Origin of the sequence: Anoxybacillus ayderensis (assembly GCF_013761015.1) — a bacterium.
Taxonomy (GTDB): Bacteria; Bacillota; Bacilli; order Bacillales; family Anoxybacillaceae; genus Anoxybacillus; species Anoxybacillus ayderensis.
In genome coordinates this window covers 142,124-158,787 of the sequence record NZ_JACDUV010000002.1, presented here as the reverse complement: position 1 = coordinate 158,787, position 16,664 = coordinate 142,124, and the positions used below count along the sequence as shown (strand labels likewise).

12 protein-coding genes, 2 pseudogenes and 1 riboswitch are annotated in these 16,664 nt (G+C 44.9%); of the genes and pseudogenes, 3 read left to right on the top strand and 11 right to left on the bottom strand.

All coding sequences use genetic code 11. From position 1 onward, the window contains the following. Positions 1–68 precede the first annotated feature (68 nt). Entirely contained in the window at positions 69–1,724 is a 1,656-nt protein-coding gene (locus tag HNR63_RS03095) for a methyl-accepting chemotaxis protein (RefSeq protein WP_246316720.1), read from the bottom strand. A 9-nt stretch (positions 1,725–1,733) separates the two neighbouring features. Beyond that, a complete protein-coding gene (locus tag HNR63_RS03090) occupies positions 1,734–2,699 on the bottom strand; it encodes a BMP family lipoprotein (RefSeq protein WP_181519750.1) in 966 nt (321 codons plus the stop codon). Between the two features lie 168 nt (positions 2,700–2,867). On the opposite strand from HNR63_RS03090, the gene HNR63_RS03085 reads away from it, so the two are divergent. The 3 genes from HNR63_RS03085 (at position 2,868) to metH (ending at position 8,851) form a co-directional block, all read left to right on the top strand. Then, complete coding sequence (locus HNR63_RS03085; protein ID WP_021094041.1) at positions 2,868–3,359, top strand: YajQ family cyclic di-GMP-binding protein; 492 nt, start codon at positions 2,868–2,870, stop codon at positions 3,357–3,359. Between the two features lie 90 nt (positions 3,360–3,449). Continuing rightward, positions 3,450–3,552, top strand: a riboswitch (SAM riboswitch). A 69-nt stretch (positions 3,553–3,621) separates the two neighbouring features. Beyond that, entirely contained in the window at positions 3,622–5,469 is a 1,848-nt protein-coding gene (locus HNR63_RS03080) for a bifunctional homocysteine S-methyltransferase/methylenetetrahydrofolate reductase (RefSeq protein WP_085788336.1), read from the top strand. Then, the gene (metH, locus tag HNR63_RS03075) at positions 5,462–8,851 is read left to right on the top strand and encodes a methionine synthase (RefSeq protein ID WP_181519749.1); all 3,390 of its coding nucleotides are present in this window, start codon (positions 5,462–5,464) and stop codon (positions 8,849–8,851) included. The genes HNR63_RS03080 and metH overlap by 8 nt, the downstream gene beginning before the upstream one ends. Before the next feature lie 24 nt (positions 8,852–8,875). Here metH and HNR63_RS03070 read toward each other — a convergent pair whose 3' ends face one another. From HNR63_RS03070 to HNR63_RS03030, 9 genes and pseudogenes are all read right to left on the bottom strand, one after another. Next, on the bottom strand, positions 8,876–9,295 hold the full coding sequence (locus tag HNR63_RS03070; protein ID WP_181519748.1) for a type II toxin-antitoxin system VapC family toxin: 420 nt from the start codon (positions 9,293–9,295) through the stop codon (positions 8,876–8,878). Next, the gene (locus HNR63_RS03065; protein ID WP_042534498.1) at positions 9,283–9,582 is read right to left on the bottom strand and encodes an AbrB/MazE/SpoVT family DNA-binding domain-containing protein; all 300 of its coding nucleotides are present in this window, start codon (positions 9,580–9,582) and stop codon (positions 9,283–9,285) included. Before HNR63_RS03065 ends, HNR63_RS03070 begins: the two co-directional genes overlap by 13 nt. A gap of 75 nt (positions 9,583–9,657) precedes the next feature. Further along, positions 9,658–9,765: pseudogene (locus HNR63_RS03060) on the bottom strand (cob(I)yrinic acid a,c-diamide adenosyltransferase); the annotation flags it as partial. A gap of 3 nt (positions 9,766–9,768) precedes the next feature. Then, positions 9,769–10,515, bottom strand: a complete 747-nt coding sequence (cobA, locus tag HNR63_RS03055) for a uroporphyrinogen-III C-methyltransferase (RefSeq protein WP_181519905.1) — start codon at positions 10,513–10,515, stop codon at positions 9,769–9,771. Continuing rightward, positions 10,508–10,699, bottom strand: coding sequence for a nicotinate-nucleotide--dimethylbenzimidazole phosphoribosyltransferase (locus HNR63_RS13825; protein WP_085788340.1), 192 nt, complete (start codon positions 10,697–10,699; stop codon positions 10,508–10,510). The genes cobA and HNR63_RS13825 overlap by 8 nt, the downstream gene beginning before the upstream one ends. A gap of 113 nt (positions 10,700–10,812) precedes the next feature. Next, entirely contained in the window at positions 10,813–11,847 is a 1,035-nt protein-coding gene (locus HNR63_RS03045) for a LacI family DNA-binding transcriptional regulator (RefSeq protein ID WP_009361932.1), read from the bottom strand. 17 nt (positions 11,848–11,864) lie between these two features. Then, positions 11,865–14,187: pseudogene (locus HNR63_RS03040) on the bottom strand (glycoside hydrolase family 31 protein). 21 nt (positions 14,188–14,208) lie between these two features. Then, positions 14,209–15,723, bottom strand: a complete 1,515-nt coding sequence (locus HNR63_RS03035; RefSeq protein ID WP_181519747.1) for an alpha-amylase family glycosyl hydrolase — start codon at positions 15,721–15,723, stop codon at positions 14,209–14,211. A 97-nt stretch (positions 15,724–15,820) separates the two neighbouring features. Beyond that, positions 15,821–16,663 (bottom strand): sugar ABC transporter permease, encoded by an 843-nt coding sequence (locus HNR63_RS03030; protein ID WP_042534513.1) that lies wholly within the window; start codon positions 16,661–16,663, stop codon positions 15,821–15,823. Position 16,664 lies beyond the last annotated feature (1 nt).

The window sequence follows — 16,664 nt, the reverse complement described above, 5'->3', positions numbered from 1 at the left end:
ACATACGACTGAAAACGAAAAAGTTGAACAATACTTAGTAAAAAAGATGCTCGCGCGGAGCATCTTTTTTACTTCATTTGAAACTTTGCCATCGTTTGTTGTAAGTCGTCTGTTAGTTGACGCAACGTCGTCACTTTTTCGCTCATTTTTTTGAACGCTTCTAACTGCTCAACCATAGAAGCGGCAATTTGTTCGCTTCCTGCGGCCGACTGTTCGACAACCGCACTAATGCTTTCAACGTTTTGTAAAACGTTTTTGCCGAGTTCTTTTGATTCGTTCATGCCGACGACAAGCGCTTGAATATCTGTCGTAATATGATGCACTTTATTTTCAATTTGTGCAAACGCCTCCGTCGTCGTTTCAATCGCTTTCGCCTGCGCTTCGGCAATGTCAACCCCACGACGAACCGCTTCTGTCACATTCGTCAACCCCAATTGAATGAGCTGTACCATTTCGAAAATTTGGCTTGTCGCTTTTGACGATTCTTCCGCAAGCTTGCGCACTTCTTCGGCAACGACGGCAAATCCTTTGCCCGCTTCGCCTGCTCGCGCCGCTTCAATGGCCGCATTTAACGCAAGCAAGTTCGTCTGCGTTGCAATATCAGCAACCGCTTTTGCCATATCTTGAATTTTGCTTGCATACGTCGCAAACTGCGCAGTCGATTGTTCAATCGAAGCGGTCGCCTTCGTATTTTCATCAATAAATCCTTTTTGTTCTGCTAACGCGGCTTGACCATGCGTAATCGCTTCAACGGCTTCATCGCTATAACGGGCCGTTTGCTCCGTCCGACCGACGTTCTCCTGTACCGTTCCTTCCATTCGTTCAATGAGCTGTACGGCGCTTTGTAAGTCTTCAGAAATGCTTTGCGCCCCTGCAGATAATTCGTTCGTCGATACAGCGACTTGGTTATTAATTTCTGTTAACGTCTTCGTTTCTTCATCAATTTCTTTCGCAAACGCTTCGACTTGCTTGCTGACTGTATCAACTGACTGAAGCAACACATTCAATTGATCGGCCATTGTCGTAAACGCCGCATTTAAATCGGCCAATTCGTCTTTTCCATTATACTTCACAGGCTCAATGCGCAAATTGCCGTTCGCAATTTGTTTTGCGTTTTCAGCAATTTTTCGCAACGGCGTCGACATTTTTTGTGTAAGACGGACGCCGCTAAATCCTGCAAACAATAACACAACCGCAATCGCAACAAGCGAAACGGTAATGACGCGATCAATTTGTTTTTGTAACGTTTTTTGCATGTACGTATAATATTCGCTCACATACGTGTTAACGACGTACACATCGTTCAATACCCCTTCGGCACGCATCGACTGGCGGCGCACTTCCGCTACATCGTTTGCATCAAGCGCATCATTCGATTGTTTGGCAAGCTCAGCGAATTTTTTATTCGCTTGCTCAAGCGCAGAACGAAAATACGGCTCAGTTAATCCTTTATTTAATGCTTGAAGCAACTTTTCCGATTCCGCTAAATGAACGATCACTTCTTGTTTATTTCCTTCTGTCGGACTGTAAGCATAGTTGCTTAAACTTTGTTTCGTCGCTTTTAGCTCCGCCTGCAAATGTTGTGATTTCATCATGAGCGGCACAAAATCTTGATTCGACGATTGAATCGAAAGCATATTTATAATAATAAACACAATAATAGCCCCTGCAATGACGGGTGTAGCTAATGAGTGAAATAACAATCGTTGTTTAATCGTCATCATATTCCTCCTTTATTTTGCGATGCCGTTTGTCGCTTTTTCTTTCCATTTTTCAAGCGTCGCTTGTTGCTCTGGAGTGAACGTCACGACGCGAATCGGTGCCAAATCGACGCCATTTTCTTTTAAGCCAAGCTGAACCGTCCCTTTTGGCACTTCTTTCGTTTCAACGTATTGTTTAATGACTGTATATAATGCGACATCGACATTTTTTAACATCGATGTAACAACCGCTTTTTCCGCATAAAAATATTGGTCGCTATCGACACCGATCGCATATTTTTTATTCATTTCCGCCTCGCGCAGCACGCCGACACCTGTAAATCCAGCCGCCGCATACAAGACGTCTGCCCCATTTGCGATCATTTGTTTTGCAATTTGCGCCCCAAGCTTATCATCACCGAAATTGCCGGCATACACTTCTTGCACGTTCGCTTCCGGTTTAACCGCTTTTACCCCTTGAATAAAACCGTTCGCAAATTTACGAATAAGCGGCACATCCGCTCCGCCAACGAAACCGACGTTGTTCGTTTTCGTCAACATGCCAGCGACTACGCCCGCTAAAAAGCTTCCTTCATCTTCTTTAAACGTAATCGATGTAATGTTCGGTAGGTCAGATACCGCATCAATTAATACGAATTGCTGTTTCGGATATTTTTTCGCGACTTTTTCTAAATCTTGTTGCACCATAAATCCTAATCCGATGACGAGATCGTTTCCTGCTTCAACGAGCTCCGTTAATCCTTTTTCATACGTCTCGGTTTCTTTTAACTCACGGTAGTCAAAAAAGATGCCGAGTTCATCGCGCGCCTTCATTAATCCTTTAAACGCCGAATCGCTAAATGACTGATCACCGAGTCCGACGTCTGACAACATAATGCCCACTTTTATTCGCTCTTTCGGTTGAAAAGAACCCGTTTGCGAACACCCTGCGGCAAGCAACAAAACGAATGCCATCAAGAGTGAAATCATTTTTTTCATCAAATTTCCTCATCTCCTTATCTCTCGATCAAATCGTGCTTCATTTATTATATCGACACATTCCGACATTTTGTTTACTTTTTATAATATAAAGATTTTGTAAAGTTGTTCGTATGCCAACAATCGACTATAATGGAAGCACAACGAATTTATGCTGAGGTGGTTCATATGTCAAAAGAAAGTTCATTTGATATTGTGTCAAAAGTCGATTTGTCGGAAGTGACGAACGCAGTCAACATCGCGTTAAAAGAAATTCAAAACCGCTACGACTTTAAAGGAAGCAAAAGCGACATTTCGCTTGAAAAAGATGAACTCATTCTCATTTCTGACGATGAGTTTAAACTGGAGCAACTCAAAGATGTGCTCATCGGCAAACTCATTAAACGCGGCGTGCCGACAAAAAACATTCAGTACGGAAAAGTGGAAGCAGCATCTGGCGGAACGGTGCGCCAACGTGCGAAACTCGTCCAAGGCATCGACAAAGACAATGCGAAAAAAATTAACACAATCATTAAAAATACAGGCTTAAAAGTAAAAAGTCAAATTCAAGAAGACCAAATTCGCGTCAGCGGCAAAAGTAAAGACGACCTACAAAAAGTGATCGCCGCCATTCGCGAGGCAGATTTACCGATTGACGTTCAATTCGTCAACTACCGTTAAGAAGGCGCTTTGCCTTCTTTTTCTTTTTTGAAATAAAATAGTTGAATATTTCTAAAAAATCAGTTACATTTATGAGTAACTTCATACAACATCTTATCGAGAGAAGGGGAGGGACTGGCCCGATGAACCTTCAGCAACCTGACGATCGTCAAGGTGCTAAGTCCAGACAAGCGATTCGCTTGGAAGATAAGAAGGAGCGCGTCAAGTCTTCTTCTTATGGGGAAGACTTTTTTACTTTAAACGAAGAAACGGAGGAATGGACGTGGGATTGTTAGATGATTTAAAAGAACGCATCGTCATCGCTGATGGAGCGATGGGGACATTATTATATGCGCACGGCATCGATCGTTGTTTTGAAGAATTAAACGTCACAAAACCTGAAGAAATTGTCCATATTCATGAAGCGTATATTGAATCAGGCGCAGAAGTCATTCAAACGAACACATACGGCGCCAACTACGTGAAACTAGCACGTTACGGGCTGCAAGATGACGTAAAAAAAATAAACGAAGCGGCGGTCGAACTTGCGAAAAAAGCGGCAAAAGGGCGCGCCTACGTGCTCGGTACGATCGGAGGACTGCGCAGCACGAATAAAAGCACGATTTCGCTTGAAGAAGTGAAACGGACGTTTCGTGAACAGCTGTACGTGTTGTTAAACGAAGGGGTCGACGGACTTTTGCTTGAAACGTATTACGATTTCGAAGAATTGCAAACGGTGCTTTCCATCGCTCGCAAAGAAACGACGTTGCCGATCATCGCCCACGTCACGTTGCACGATATCGGCGTTCTGCAACACGGAATGCCGCTTGCCGAAGCGCTGACCGAATTAGAACAACTCGGTGCCGATGTCGTCGGCTTAAATTGCCATCTCGGCCCGTACCATATGTTGCGCTCGCTTGAAGAAGTGCCGATTCCAACACGCGCTTTTTTATCGGTATATCCGAACGCAAGCTTGCCGCAATATCGCGACGGTCGCTTTATTTACGAAACGAGCGAACAATATTTTGAAGAAACGGCGCGCGCCTTTCGCGAGCAAGGAGTTCGGCTTATCGGCGGCTGTTGCGGCACGACGCCAAAACATATTGCGGCCATTGCTCGCGCCCTTTCCGATCGCACACCTGTATATAAAAAAGAAGTAAAACAGCGCCATCCGATCGTCGTCCAAGAAGAAAAACAAACGACAGCCCCTTCTCTTGCCGACATCGCTCGCACGCGCCGATCGATTATCGTCGAGCTCGATCCGCCGAAAAAACTCGGCTTAACGACATTTTTAGAAGGAGCAAAGGCGTTAAAAGAAGCGAACATTGATGCCTTAACGCTTGCCGACAATTCGCTTGCGACACCGCGCATTAGCAACGTCGCTGTCGGCACGATCGTCAAACAACAGCTCGGCATGCGCCCGCTCATTCATATTACATGCCGCGATCGAAACTTAATCGGCTTGCAGTCGCACTTAATGGGGCTTCATACGCTCGGCATGACCGACGTGCTCGCTTTAACAGGCGATCCGTCAAAAGTAGGCGACTTTCCGGGCGCAACGTCCGTCTACGATTTATCATCGTTTGACCTCATTTCGTTAATTCGCCAATTTAACGAAGGGCTTTCGTACTCAGGAAAACCGCTCGGACAAAAAACGAACTTTTCGATCGCTGCCGCCTTTAACCCGAACGTACGCCATTTAGATAAAGCGGTGAAGCGGCTCGAGAAAAAAATTGAATGCGGGGCGCACTACTTTTTAACACAGCCGCTTTATAGCGAAAAACAAATCGAAGACGTGTATGAAGCGACGAAACATTTACCGACGCCCATTTACATCGGCATTATGCCGCTCACAAGCGCGCGCAACGCTGACTTTTTACATCACGAAGTGCCGGGCATTACATTGTCTGACGACATTCGCAACCGCATGGCCATGTGCGCAAACGACCGTGTTCAATCAACAAAAGAAGGATTAGCGATCGCAAAAGCGCTCATCGATGCCGCGTTCGATTTATTCCAAGGCATTTATTTAATTACACCATTTTTACGTTACGATATGACGGTCGAACTCGTTCGCTACATTCATGAAAAAGAGCGGCTCGCAAAAGAAAGGACGGTTTATCATGGCTAGTTTATTTGAACAGCTTGAAAAGAAAATTTTAATTATTGATGGAGCGATGGGGACGATGATCCAAGCCGCCAACTTAACCGCAGACGATTTTGGCGGTGAAGCATATGAAGGATGTAACGAATATTTAACGATCACTGCCCCACACGTCATTTCTCACATTCATGAAGCATATTTTGCCGCAGGAGCTGACATTGTCGAAACGAATACGTTCGGGGCAACGCGCATCGTACTAGACGAATATGACCTCGGCCATTTAGCGCTTGAGTTAAATATCGAAGCAGCTAAACTTGCGAAACGAGCAGCGGAAAAATATACGACAACCGATTGGCCGCGCTTCGTTGCCGGCTCGATGGGCCCGACGACAAAAACGCTTTCTGTCACAGGCGGAGCGACGTTTGCGGAGCTCGTTTCCGCATACGAAGAACAGGCGCGCGGGCTATTACTTGGCGGCGTCGATTTATTGTTGTTAGAAACGTGCCAAGATACATTAAACGTCAAAGCCGCCTTTCTCGGTATTACTGAAGCGTTTCAAGCGGTCGGAAAACGAGTGCCGCTAATGATTTCTGGAACGATTGAACCGATGGGAACGACGCTTGCCGGGCAAACGATCGAATCGTTTTTTATTTCCATTCAACATATGAAACCTTTTGCCGTCGGTTTAAACTGCGCCACAGGTCCGGAATTTATGACCGACCATTTGCGCTCGCTCGCTTCATTAGCGAACACGGCCGTCAGCTGTTATCCGAACGCTGGGCTTCCTGACGAAGAAGGACATTATCACGAAACGCCAGACATGCTTGCGAAAAAAATTCGCCAATTTGCTGAAAAAGGATGGTTAAACATTGTCGGCGGCTGTTGCGGCACGACGCCACAACATATTCGCGCCATCGCGGAAGCTGTTCGCGACATTCCGCCGCGCGTGATCCCAAAACAGTTTGCCATGCACGCTGTGTCTGGCATTGATGCGTTGATATATGATGAAACGATGCGTCCGCTTTTTGTCGGGGAACGAACGAACGTCATTGGCTCACGTAAATTTAAACGGCTCATCGCGGAAGGCAAATACGAAGAAGCGGCGGAAATTGCGCGCGCACAAGTGAAAAATGGAGCGCACGTCATCGACATTTGTTTAGCGGACCCTGACCGCGATGAAAAAGAAGATATGGAGCAATTTATTCAACAAGTCGTGAAAAAAGTGAAAGTGCCGCTCGTCATCGACTCGACCGATGAAGACGTCATCGCCTGTGCGTTATCGTATTCCCAAGGAAAAGCGATTATTAACTCCATTAACTTAGAAGACGGGGAAGAACGGTTTGAAAAAATTATTCCGCTTCTTCATCAATACGGTGCAGCAGTCGTCGTCGGCACAATTGACGAACAAGGAATGGCGATTGAAGCGAAACGAAAGCTGGACATCGCCCTTCGTTCATACGATTTACTCGTCAATAAATATGGCGTTTCACCGCACGACATTATTTTCGATCCGCTCGTCTTCCCGATTGGCACTGGAGATGAGCAATATATTGGCGCAGCAAAAGAAACGATCGAAGGCATTCGTCTCATTAAACAACATTTGCCAAACTGCTTAACGATGCTCGGCATTAGCAACGTCTCATTTGGTTTGCCACCTGTCGGACGCGAAGTGTTAAACTCCGTCTTTTTATACCATTGCACGCAAGCAGGGCTCGATTACGCGATCGTCAATACGGAAAAATTGGAGCGGTTTGCGTCCATTCCTGAAGAAGAAGTGCGCTTAGCAGAGGCGTTGTTATTTCACACAAACGATGAAACGTTAAACGCATTTATTCAATTTTACCGCGATAAAACGAAACAACCGAAACAAACAAACGTCCATATGACGTTAGAAGAGCGGCTTGCCACATACGTCATTGAAGGAACGAAAGACGGGCTCATCGAAGACTTGACGCTCGCCTTACAAACGTACAGCCCGCTTGACATTATTAACGGTCCGCTGATGAACGGAATGGACGAAGTCGGTCGCCTATTTAACGATAATCAGCTCATCGTCGCGGAAGTGTTACAGAGCGCAGAAGTGATGAAAGCGGCTGTCGCCTTTTTAGAGCCGTATATGGAAAAAAACGAAACGAGCGTCAAAGGAAAAGTGCTGCTCGCAACAGTCAAAGGCGATGTGCACGACATCGGAAAAAATTTAGTCGATATTATTTTAAGTAACAACGGGTTTCACGTCGTCGATTTAGGCATTAAAGTCACGCCACAACAGCTCATCGAAGCGGTGCGAAACGAACAGCCAGACATGATCGGCTTATCTGGGCTGCTTGTGAAATCAGCTCAACAAATGGTGCTCACCGCCCAAGACTTAAAACAAGCGGGCATCTCCTTGCCAATTTTAGTTGGCGGTGCCGCTCTTTCACGGAAATTTACCGATACGAAAATCGCGCCAGAATACGACGGCATCGTGTTATACGCCAAAGATGCGATGGAAGGATTGACGCTTGCCAACCGTATCGTCCAGCAAGACATTTCTTATGAGAAAAAAGAAAAAACGAAACAAACAATCGAACAGCAAAGCGCAGTCGCTGTCATGACAAAGTCAAATGTGAAGCGGGCACCGATTTACGTGCCGACCGATACAGAAAAACATATATTAAAAGACATTCCGCTTTCACATATTGAACCGTACGTCAATTGGCAAATGCTTCTCGGGCACCATCTCGGTTTAAAAGGAAATGTAAAAAAGCTGTTGGCGGAAGGAAACGAAAAAGCAATCATGTTAAAAGAGTTAATCGATGAGCTGCTCGCTGAAGCGAAACAAACAAAGTCGCTTTCACCGAAAGCGGTATATCAATTTTTCCCAGCCAGAAGCGATGGCGATACGATCATTATTTATGACCCGCATGATCAACAAACGGTCATTGAAACGTTTACGTTTCCAAGACAAACGAAAGCACCATATTTATGCTTAGCAGATTATCTTTCGAATGAACAAATCGACTACGTCGGGCTATTTGCTGTGACGGCCGGGGCAGGTGTGCGCGATATGGCACAACGTCTAAAAGAAGAAGGACAATTTTTAAAAAGCCACGCCATTCAAGCGTTAGCGCTTGAACTAGCGGAAGGATTAGCAGAACGCGTTCATCAAATTATGCGCGACCGTTGGGGTTTTCCAGATTCTCCTGATTTTACGATGGAACAACGATTTGCGGCAAAATATCAAGGACAGCGTTTTTCTTTCGGCTACCCTGCTTGTCCGAATCTCGAAGACCAAGAAAAACTATTTCGCCTTTTACGCCCAGAAGAAATCGGCATTCATTTAACGGAAGGCTATATGATGGAACCTGAAGCGTCCGTTTCTGCCATCGTCTTCGCCCATCCGGAAGCGAGATATTTTAACGTGTTGTGAAAAAGCTGACTTTCATCAGCTTTTTCACACAATACGATCAGGCAAATAATATTCACATGCTAGTTTTTTAAAGTCCTTTTCATTCCATGTGATGACCGCTTGTACGGTAGGAGAATGTTTCATAAGTGAACTAAGATAAGCATCCGCAAAGTCAACGCGATGCTTTCCGTAACTCGCTATCGCTTGCAACACCATTTCTTTATCGATCGTTTTTATACAAGGACCCTCAACGAGCTGTGTTAAGCGTTCAGCTATTTCTTCTTTCCGATAACCGTAACGTTTTGACTCGAGAACCCAACAACATTCTGCAATCACTAACGGATGTAGTACAAACGACAGTTCTCCGTTTACCGCCTTTTCGAATAATCGATAAGCAATTGGTGATTGGATTTTATCATCGTTAGTTAAAAAGCGAACAATTACATTTGCATCTAAAATGTACATCGTTCATCTTCTTTCTTCTGCTTGCTAGCAAGCCATTGTTCTCTAGCTTCTTTTCGAATGTCCTCCCAATTCATCTCTTCTTGTTCCCGCTTTGGTGGCATGCTTCCAAATAACGATAGTAACGAATCTTTCTTTCTTACTTTCAACGTTACTTCTTGATTTTCGCCATAAACAAACACAACTTGATCGCCCGGTTCTGCCCCGAGCAATTCTCTCACCTTCGTCGGAATCGTCACTTGATGTTTCGAAGAAAGCGTCGACGCATAAACATATGTGTTATTTTTCATCGTATCCCCCCACATATTCTTTACTTTTATTTTATCTTTACATTATTCAATGGTAAAGATAAAATAACGAATCATCTACAAATCAATCCCTTTGATCGCATGAACGCCTTTATGGTAATCATGTTTCACTTCTTTCATTTCCGTCACTAAATCGGCAAGTTGAATGATTTCTTCTTTTGGCCCGATTTATTTTTCTTCCACCCACTTTAATTGATCGTGTAAGCGGACGACATCTCCGACAACGATAATAGCAGGCGAAGACAGTTGTTTTTCATGAACGATGTCAACGATTGTTTGTAACGTACCAACAACGGTTCGTTGCTCTGTCGTTGTTGCCCATTCGATGACTGCCACAGGCGTCTCGCCATCTTTACCATGACGTTGTAGTTGTTCACAAATGTAAGCGATATTTGCCATCCCCATATAAAATACGATCGTATCCGTTGCCTCGCTTAATGCGTCCCAGCGAATGCGATCACGTTCCCCGCTCTGATGTCCCGCAATAAACGTCACCCCGCCAGCATAATTGCGATGCGTCACAGGAATACCGGCATAGGCAGGGGCAGCGACGCCAGCTGTCACACCGGGGACGATTTCATACGGAATGCCGTATGCGCGTAAATGCTCCGCTTCTTCCCCACCGCGACCGAACATAAACGGATCGCCGCCTTTTAAACGGACGACCGTCTTTCCTTGCAACGCATGTTCAACAAGCCATTGATGAATTTGTTGCTGAATGTTCCCATGCTTTCTCGGCTCTTTGCCGCAATATAAAAGCGTTGTTCCTTCTTTTGCGTAAGTCAACAGCTGTGCACTCACGAGCCGATCGTAAATAATGACATCCGCCTTTTCAATACATTCACGTCCGTATACAGTAATGAGCTTCGGATCCCCTGGACCTGCCCCAACAATATATACTTTTCCTTTATTCATCATGATCGCTCCCTGTCGCTACGTTTGCTGATGAAAATGTCGCCATATGAAGCATCGCCAGCGCCATATTGACAATCGGAAAGGCCACCGCCGCTCCACTTCCTTCTTTAAAACTTCCATGCTGTTTCGTTCGTTGATCAATATAGTTGCGCACTTCTTCCCCCATTTGTTCATGTAGCACCATCTTTTTCGCTCCTCCATACAATCACAAAATATGTGTAAATATAAATAATATTAAAAATATATTACACGTTTTTCTTTCTTCCCGCCTAGCCCGTTTACAAAAAAAGCACCTTCTTATTCAGAAGGCGCTTTGTAGTAATCGCACGAAAATCGTTTTACGAGCGTATGTGGAATGATAATTCGTTTAATTGGCTCATTCGGATTTTCGATTTGTTGTATTAAATTTCTTGCCGCTTCAAAGCCAAGTTGGAAAATGTTAATGTCTACCGACGTTAACGGCGGACGGGAAATTTCCGATAAAAGCACGTTGTTAAAGCTGACGATCGATAAATCCGCTGGCACGCTTAAGCCCATTTCTGCAAGCGTATTTAAGACACCGAGCGCCATTAAGTCGTCGGCGACAACGAGCGCAGTTGGCGGTTCAGCGAGTGAAAGCAGCTCTTTCATCGCCTCTTGTCCGCCTTCTTTTAAAAATTCTTCATGTACAATGTAATCTTTTCGATACGTCAGTCCGGCCGATTTCAACGCTTTTTCATATCCGCGCAAACGATCCATCGTCACAATGAGATTGACGTTTCCGCCGACAAAAGCGATGCGCTCATGACCGAGTTCAATTAAATATTCTGTCGCCTCGCGTGCCGCGCGCACGTTATCGTTATCGACATGTGTAATTTCCTCCGCTTTTTTATGCGGTTTCCCGATGACGACAAACGGCACATCTTCTTTTTGCAAGTACGCCATAATTTTATCGTTCGCACGCGAATACAGCAAAATGACTCCATCGACACGCTTTCCTTGCACCATATGCACGACGCCATCGTAAATTTCCGCTTCCGTTTCCCCCGTCGATAACTGTAACGCATATTGACGATCGTGCACCGCTTTACTGATGCCGCGAATCACTTCTGGGAAAAACGGGTTTTGAAACGCCTTATCCGCTGAGCTCGGCATAATTAAACCGATGACTTGCGTCGACTTATTCGCTAAGCTGCGCGCGATAAAATTCGGATGATAGCCAAGCTCTTTCATCGCCTCGCGCACTTTTTTCTTCGTTTTCTCGCTAATGCGCGGGCTATCTGCGATGACGCGTGAAACAGTCGATGGTGCGACATTCGCTCGCTTCGCCACATCTTTAATCGTTACTGTCATAAAAAATCCCCCATCTCTTACAAAACAATTGACGCTTCCTCTACCGCGTGTTGTTCACCGTTGACAACAACCGTTGACGGTACGTCTCCAACGAACACAACACGCAACTGCCAAGTTGGTTCGTACGCCCCTTCTGTTTCTACCTCGAAATGAACGGTCTCATCTAAAAACGTCGCACGAATATGCATGTGTACATATTCGCCTTTTTCATATGCAAACGTCGTACCGTCATCATCGTAAAGCGTATATGTCGATGTTCCTTCCTTCATTGTATACACATATAACGTCAACTGTTCATCAACAGTGGACGTCGATGGCTTCGCTTTCGCGTGAGCAATCATTGCCCCTTCCTTCACGTATATTGGCAAACGATCAAGCGGGGCTTCAACGATATACCTTCGTCCACCTTCAAATCGCTCTTTCGTCCAATAATCGATCCAGCGCCCTTCTGGAAAATAAACGATGCGATGTTTCGTATATGGGCGAACGATCGGTGCGACCATCACTTGTTCCCCGACCATAAACTGATCCGATATATTCCATGTTTCTTCATCGTTCGGATATTCCATCATGAGCGGACGCATCATCGGCACACCTGTTTGATTTGCTTCAAAACATAACGTATATAAATGTGGAAGCCATTCATAACGCAATTCAATATATCGTTTAATGATTTGCTCGTATGTTTCCCCAAATGCCCACGGTTCTTGCCGCGCAAAACCGATCGCACAATGGTTGCGAAAATATGGGAAAAAGGCACCGACTTGCGTCCAACGAACGAGCAGCTCCCCATTCGTATCATGCGCAAAGCCACCGACATCCGCCCCGCAAAACGCAACAGCGGACACGCCTAAGTTTAAACACATCGGCAACGAAAGCTCAACATGTTCCCAAAAACTGCGGTTATCGCCCGTCCATACCGCCGCATAGCGATGAATGCCAGAAAACCCTGCGCGCGTCAATACGAACGGACGTTTCCCTTTCAATTGCTTTTTCAATCCGTGATATGTCGCCTCCGTCATCATCATGCCATATACGTTATGCACTTGACGATGCGTTTTCCATCCGTCATGAACAACTTGTTCATCGATCGTTTTCGTCTCGTTAAACACAGACGGCTCATTCATATCGTTCCAAATTCCTTCTATGCCGATGTTTGTATAAAACGCGTGTTGTTCCCCCCACCACTTTCGCACTTTTTTCTTTAAAAAGTCTGGGAACACGCTCCTTCCCGGCCAAACGTCTCCTTTGTATAACGTTCCATCTGCATATTTACAAAAATAATCTTTTTGCACCCCATCGCGATACGTTTCGTATTCCGCATCAACTTTCACGCCCGGATCTACAATCGGAACGATGTGAACCCCTTGTTCTTTTGCATATTGAACGAGCGATTGCGGATGTGGAAATCGTTTTTGATCAAATGTAAACACACGATACTCATCCATATAATGAATATCTAAATATACCGCATCAAGCGGAATTTGTTTTGTGCGAAACGTATGAATTAATTCGCGCACTTCTTGTTCGGTTTCGTAGCTATAACGCGATTGATGATACCCAAGCGCCCATTTCGGCGGCAGCGGCATGCGACCAATGAGATGCGTATATTGCGTTAACACATCTTTCGGATGCGGTCCAGCAAACACATAATAATCGAGCGCTCCCCCATCTGATGTAAACGTATAAAACGATTCATGACGTAAATCAAACGTCGTTTTATACGTATGGTCAAAAAAGATGCCGTGCGCATGTCCGTTTTTTAACACCATCATGTACGGATGTGATTGATATAGCGGATCTGTTTCTAAATTGTGCGGCGCATACACGTCTGTATTCCACATCGTCCATACTGCCCCGCGCTTATTTAATACACCCGTTTTCTCTCCTAAACCGTATACGACATCTGTCGGAGCGAGCGCATGTGTACAACGCATGCGCCCTTTCGCTTCAAAACATACAGGTTGTACGTCGCGAACAAGAAGCGTCCCTTCCTGATCGTATATCGCTAAACGAAACGGACTTCGCTCGATGATGACCGTCAGCTGTTTCGTCTGTAGTGTCCAACCGTTTTCTTCTGCACGAACGCGCACGTCCACTTTTTCTGGCGTTGCGACGACCGCAGGACTGACCGAGACGTACTTTTGATCGAACGGATCGATCGTCACTCGAACGATATCATCACGATAAAAATGTATTTTACCCGATGCCCGCTCGCACGTAAATGCAAATATTTGCTTTTTTCCTTCCAATTTTTTGTACTTGTCCAATCGGTTGCCATCTTTCCGCTTCATCTGGCTGATCGACCGGCCGAATCGCAAAACTTGTATCTTCTAGCATGCTCTCTCTCCCCCATCATCATTATGCTTTTCGTTTACGCGCGAAGTATAAAAACAAACCAAATGCCGTATATACCGCAAGAAGCGCCGCAATAAACGGAATGTTTAATCCCGTTTTTGGCGCAAGCACGTAAATTTCCGCCGTTTCGCGATCTAAAATGATGTCGTACTTGCCGTCTTTGCTGCGCACTAAATCTCCCGCCAGCAACCCGCGCAATTCTTTTCCTTGTTCTAGCTCGTCGTCGAGCGTCACTTTTTGCGTTTTTGATGTATTGTTAATCGCAATTACCGTCGTTTCCTTTTCATACGTCCGCTTAAATAGAGCCATGCCGTCTTTTTCATAAAGCAATTCAAAATCACCGCGACGAAGCGACGGAAGTTTTTCACGCAATTCCCCGAGCTTTGTCACATAGTCAACGAGCTCCTTATCGGTACGGAAATTCATTAAACGACGGTTATCTGGATCTTCCCCGCCATCAAGCGCAATTTCTGTTCCATAGTACATGATTGGAATGCCCGGCGCTGCAAACAAATACGTCAATCCGAGCTTTAAACGCGTCACCGGATTGATGCGATTTTGCAACGCTAAACGCGTAAACCGAACGGTATCGTGATTATCTAAAAACGTTCCGAGCAAATACGGTCGGTCATAAAACGCCGCATTTCGCTTCCATACGTTGTAAAGCGGCTCGATCGATTGATCGACGTTTGAAAAAATGGTTGACGCCTCTTTGTAAAACGGAAAGTCAATTAACGCATCGATGCCATGCTTCCCATATTCCGCGACATAGCGCGGATCGTCATGCCATACTTCTCCAAGAAGGAAAAAGTCTTGTTTCACCGACTTCACTTCTTTTGAAAACTCGTCCCAAAACGATTTTGGTACATGCTTCACCGTATCTAAACGATATCCGTCAACGTCTGTTTCTTGAATCCACCATTTCGCGACATCGAATAAATACGCTTTCACTTCCGGATTTTCTTGCGCTAAATCTGGGAGACCGAACAACCAACCGTTCTCTACTTCTTGTTGATTCGCCCAATTAAAAATGTCTTTTTTCTCATGAAACCAATCTTTTTTCGCCGGATCATTTAGCCACGGATGATTGTAACCTGTATGGTTGACGACGAAATCTAAAATGACTTTCATATCGCGCTTATGCGCCTCTTTCACAAGCCGTTTGAAGTCATCGAGCGTTCCAAAATGCTCTTCTACTTTATAAAAGTCTTCAATCCAATAGCCGTGATATCCGCCTTTTTCGTTCGCAAAAATCGGCGTCAGCCAAATCGCTGTAAAACCCATTCCTTTTATATAGTCGAGCTTGTCAATAATTCCTTGTAAATCGCCACCATGGTATGCTTTCGGATCATGCACATTTACATCGTAATCGTTTTTCGGATTCCCGTTATTAAAACGGTCGACCATAATAAAATAAATGCGTTCATCTTGCCACGTTCGCTCCGTTTTCGCACTCGCTGGCGTCGTCACAGACAACAACAAAACAAAAACAAGTAGCGCACGAAATACACGTTTCATTTCATTTCACTCCCCATTCATTCCAAAGCTTCTTATGTTAATATATCTCTAAATAGTAAGAAAGGAAAGAACCAAAACGATTCTTTCCTTTCGTTTCTCATCCTTTTGTTCCACCTGCCGTTAAGCCAGAGACGAAATACTTTTGGAATGAAAGGAAGAGAATAGCGATCGGCACAGCAATTAATACCGAACCTGCCGCAAACGTTGTAAATTCGCTACCGAACTGCTTCGCCACTAAATCGTACAATCCGACCGCTAGCGTATATTTTTCTTTGCTGCGCAGCAAAACGCTCGCTAAAATGAAATCGCCAAACGGCGCAATAAACGTAAAGAGCGCCACGACCGCAATAATTGGCTTCGCAAGCGGTAAAACGATTTGGAAGAAAATGCGCAAGTGCCCGGCTCCGTCAATTTTCGCCGATTCATCAAGCTCTTTCGGAATCGTATCTAAATACCCTTTCATCAGCCACGTATTCATCGGAATGGCACCGCCGACGTATACGAGAATTAACCCTAAATGCGTATCAACTAATCCCGTTAAAAGCGCTAAAATGAAAATCGCAATGAGCGCCGCAAAGTTTGGAATCATTTGCAAAATTAAAAACGTCATCAACCCATTTTGGCGTCCAATAAACCGGTAACGCGAAAACGAATACGCTGTTAAACTGACTAAAATAACCGAAAAAATCATCGTCAACGTTGAAATTTTTAACGAGTTCCAATACCAAATGAGATAATCGCTTTGTGACGTATCAAATAACTTTTTATAATGAGCGAGCGTGGCGTTGTCTGGAATCATTTTCGAACCGGACAAACTTTGTCCCGGGTTAAACGACGAGCCAACGACCCAAAGAAGCGGATAGACGATAACGATCGTCATCGCCAAAATGACTGCATACGACAACGTCAGCCGAATGAGTTTTTGTCTTTTCATATCCATA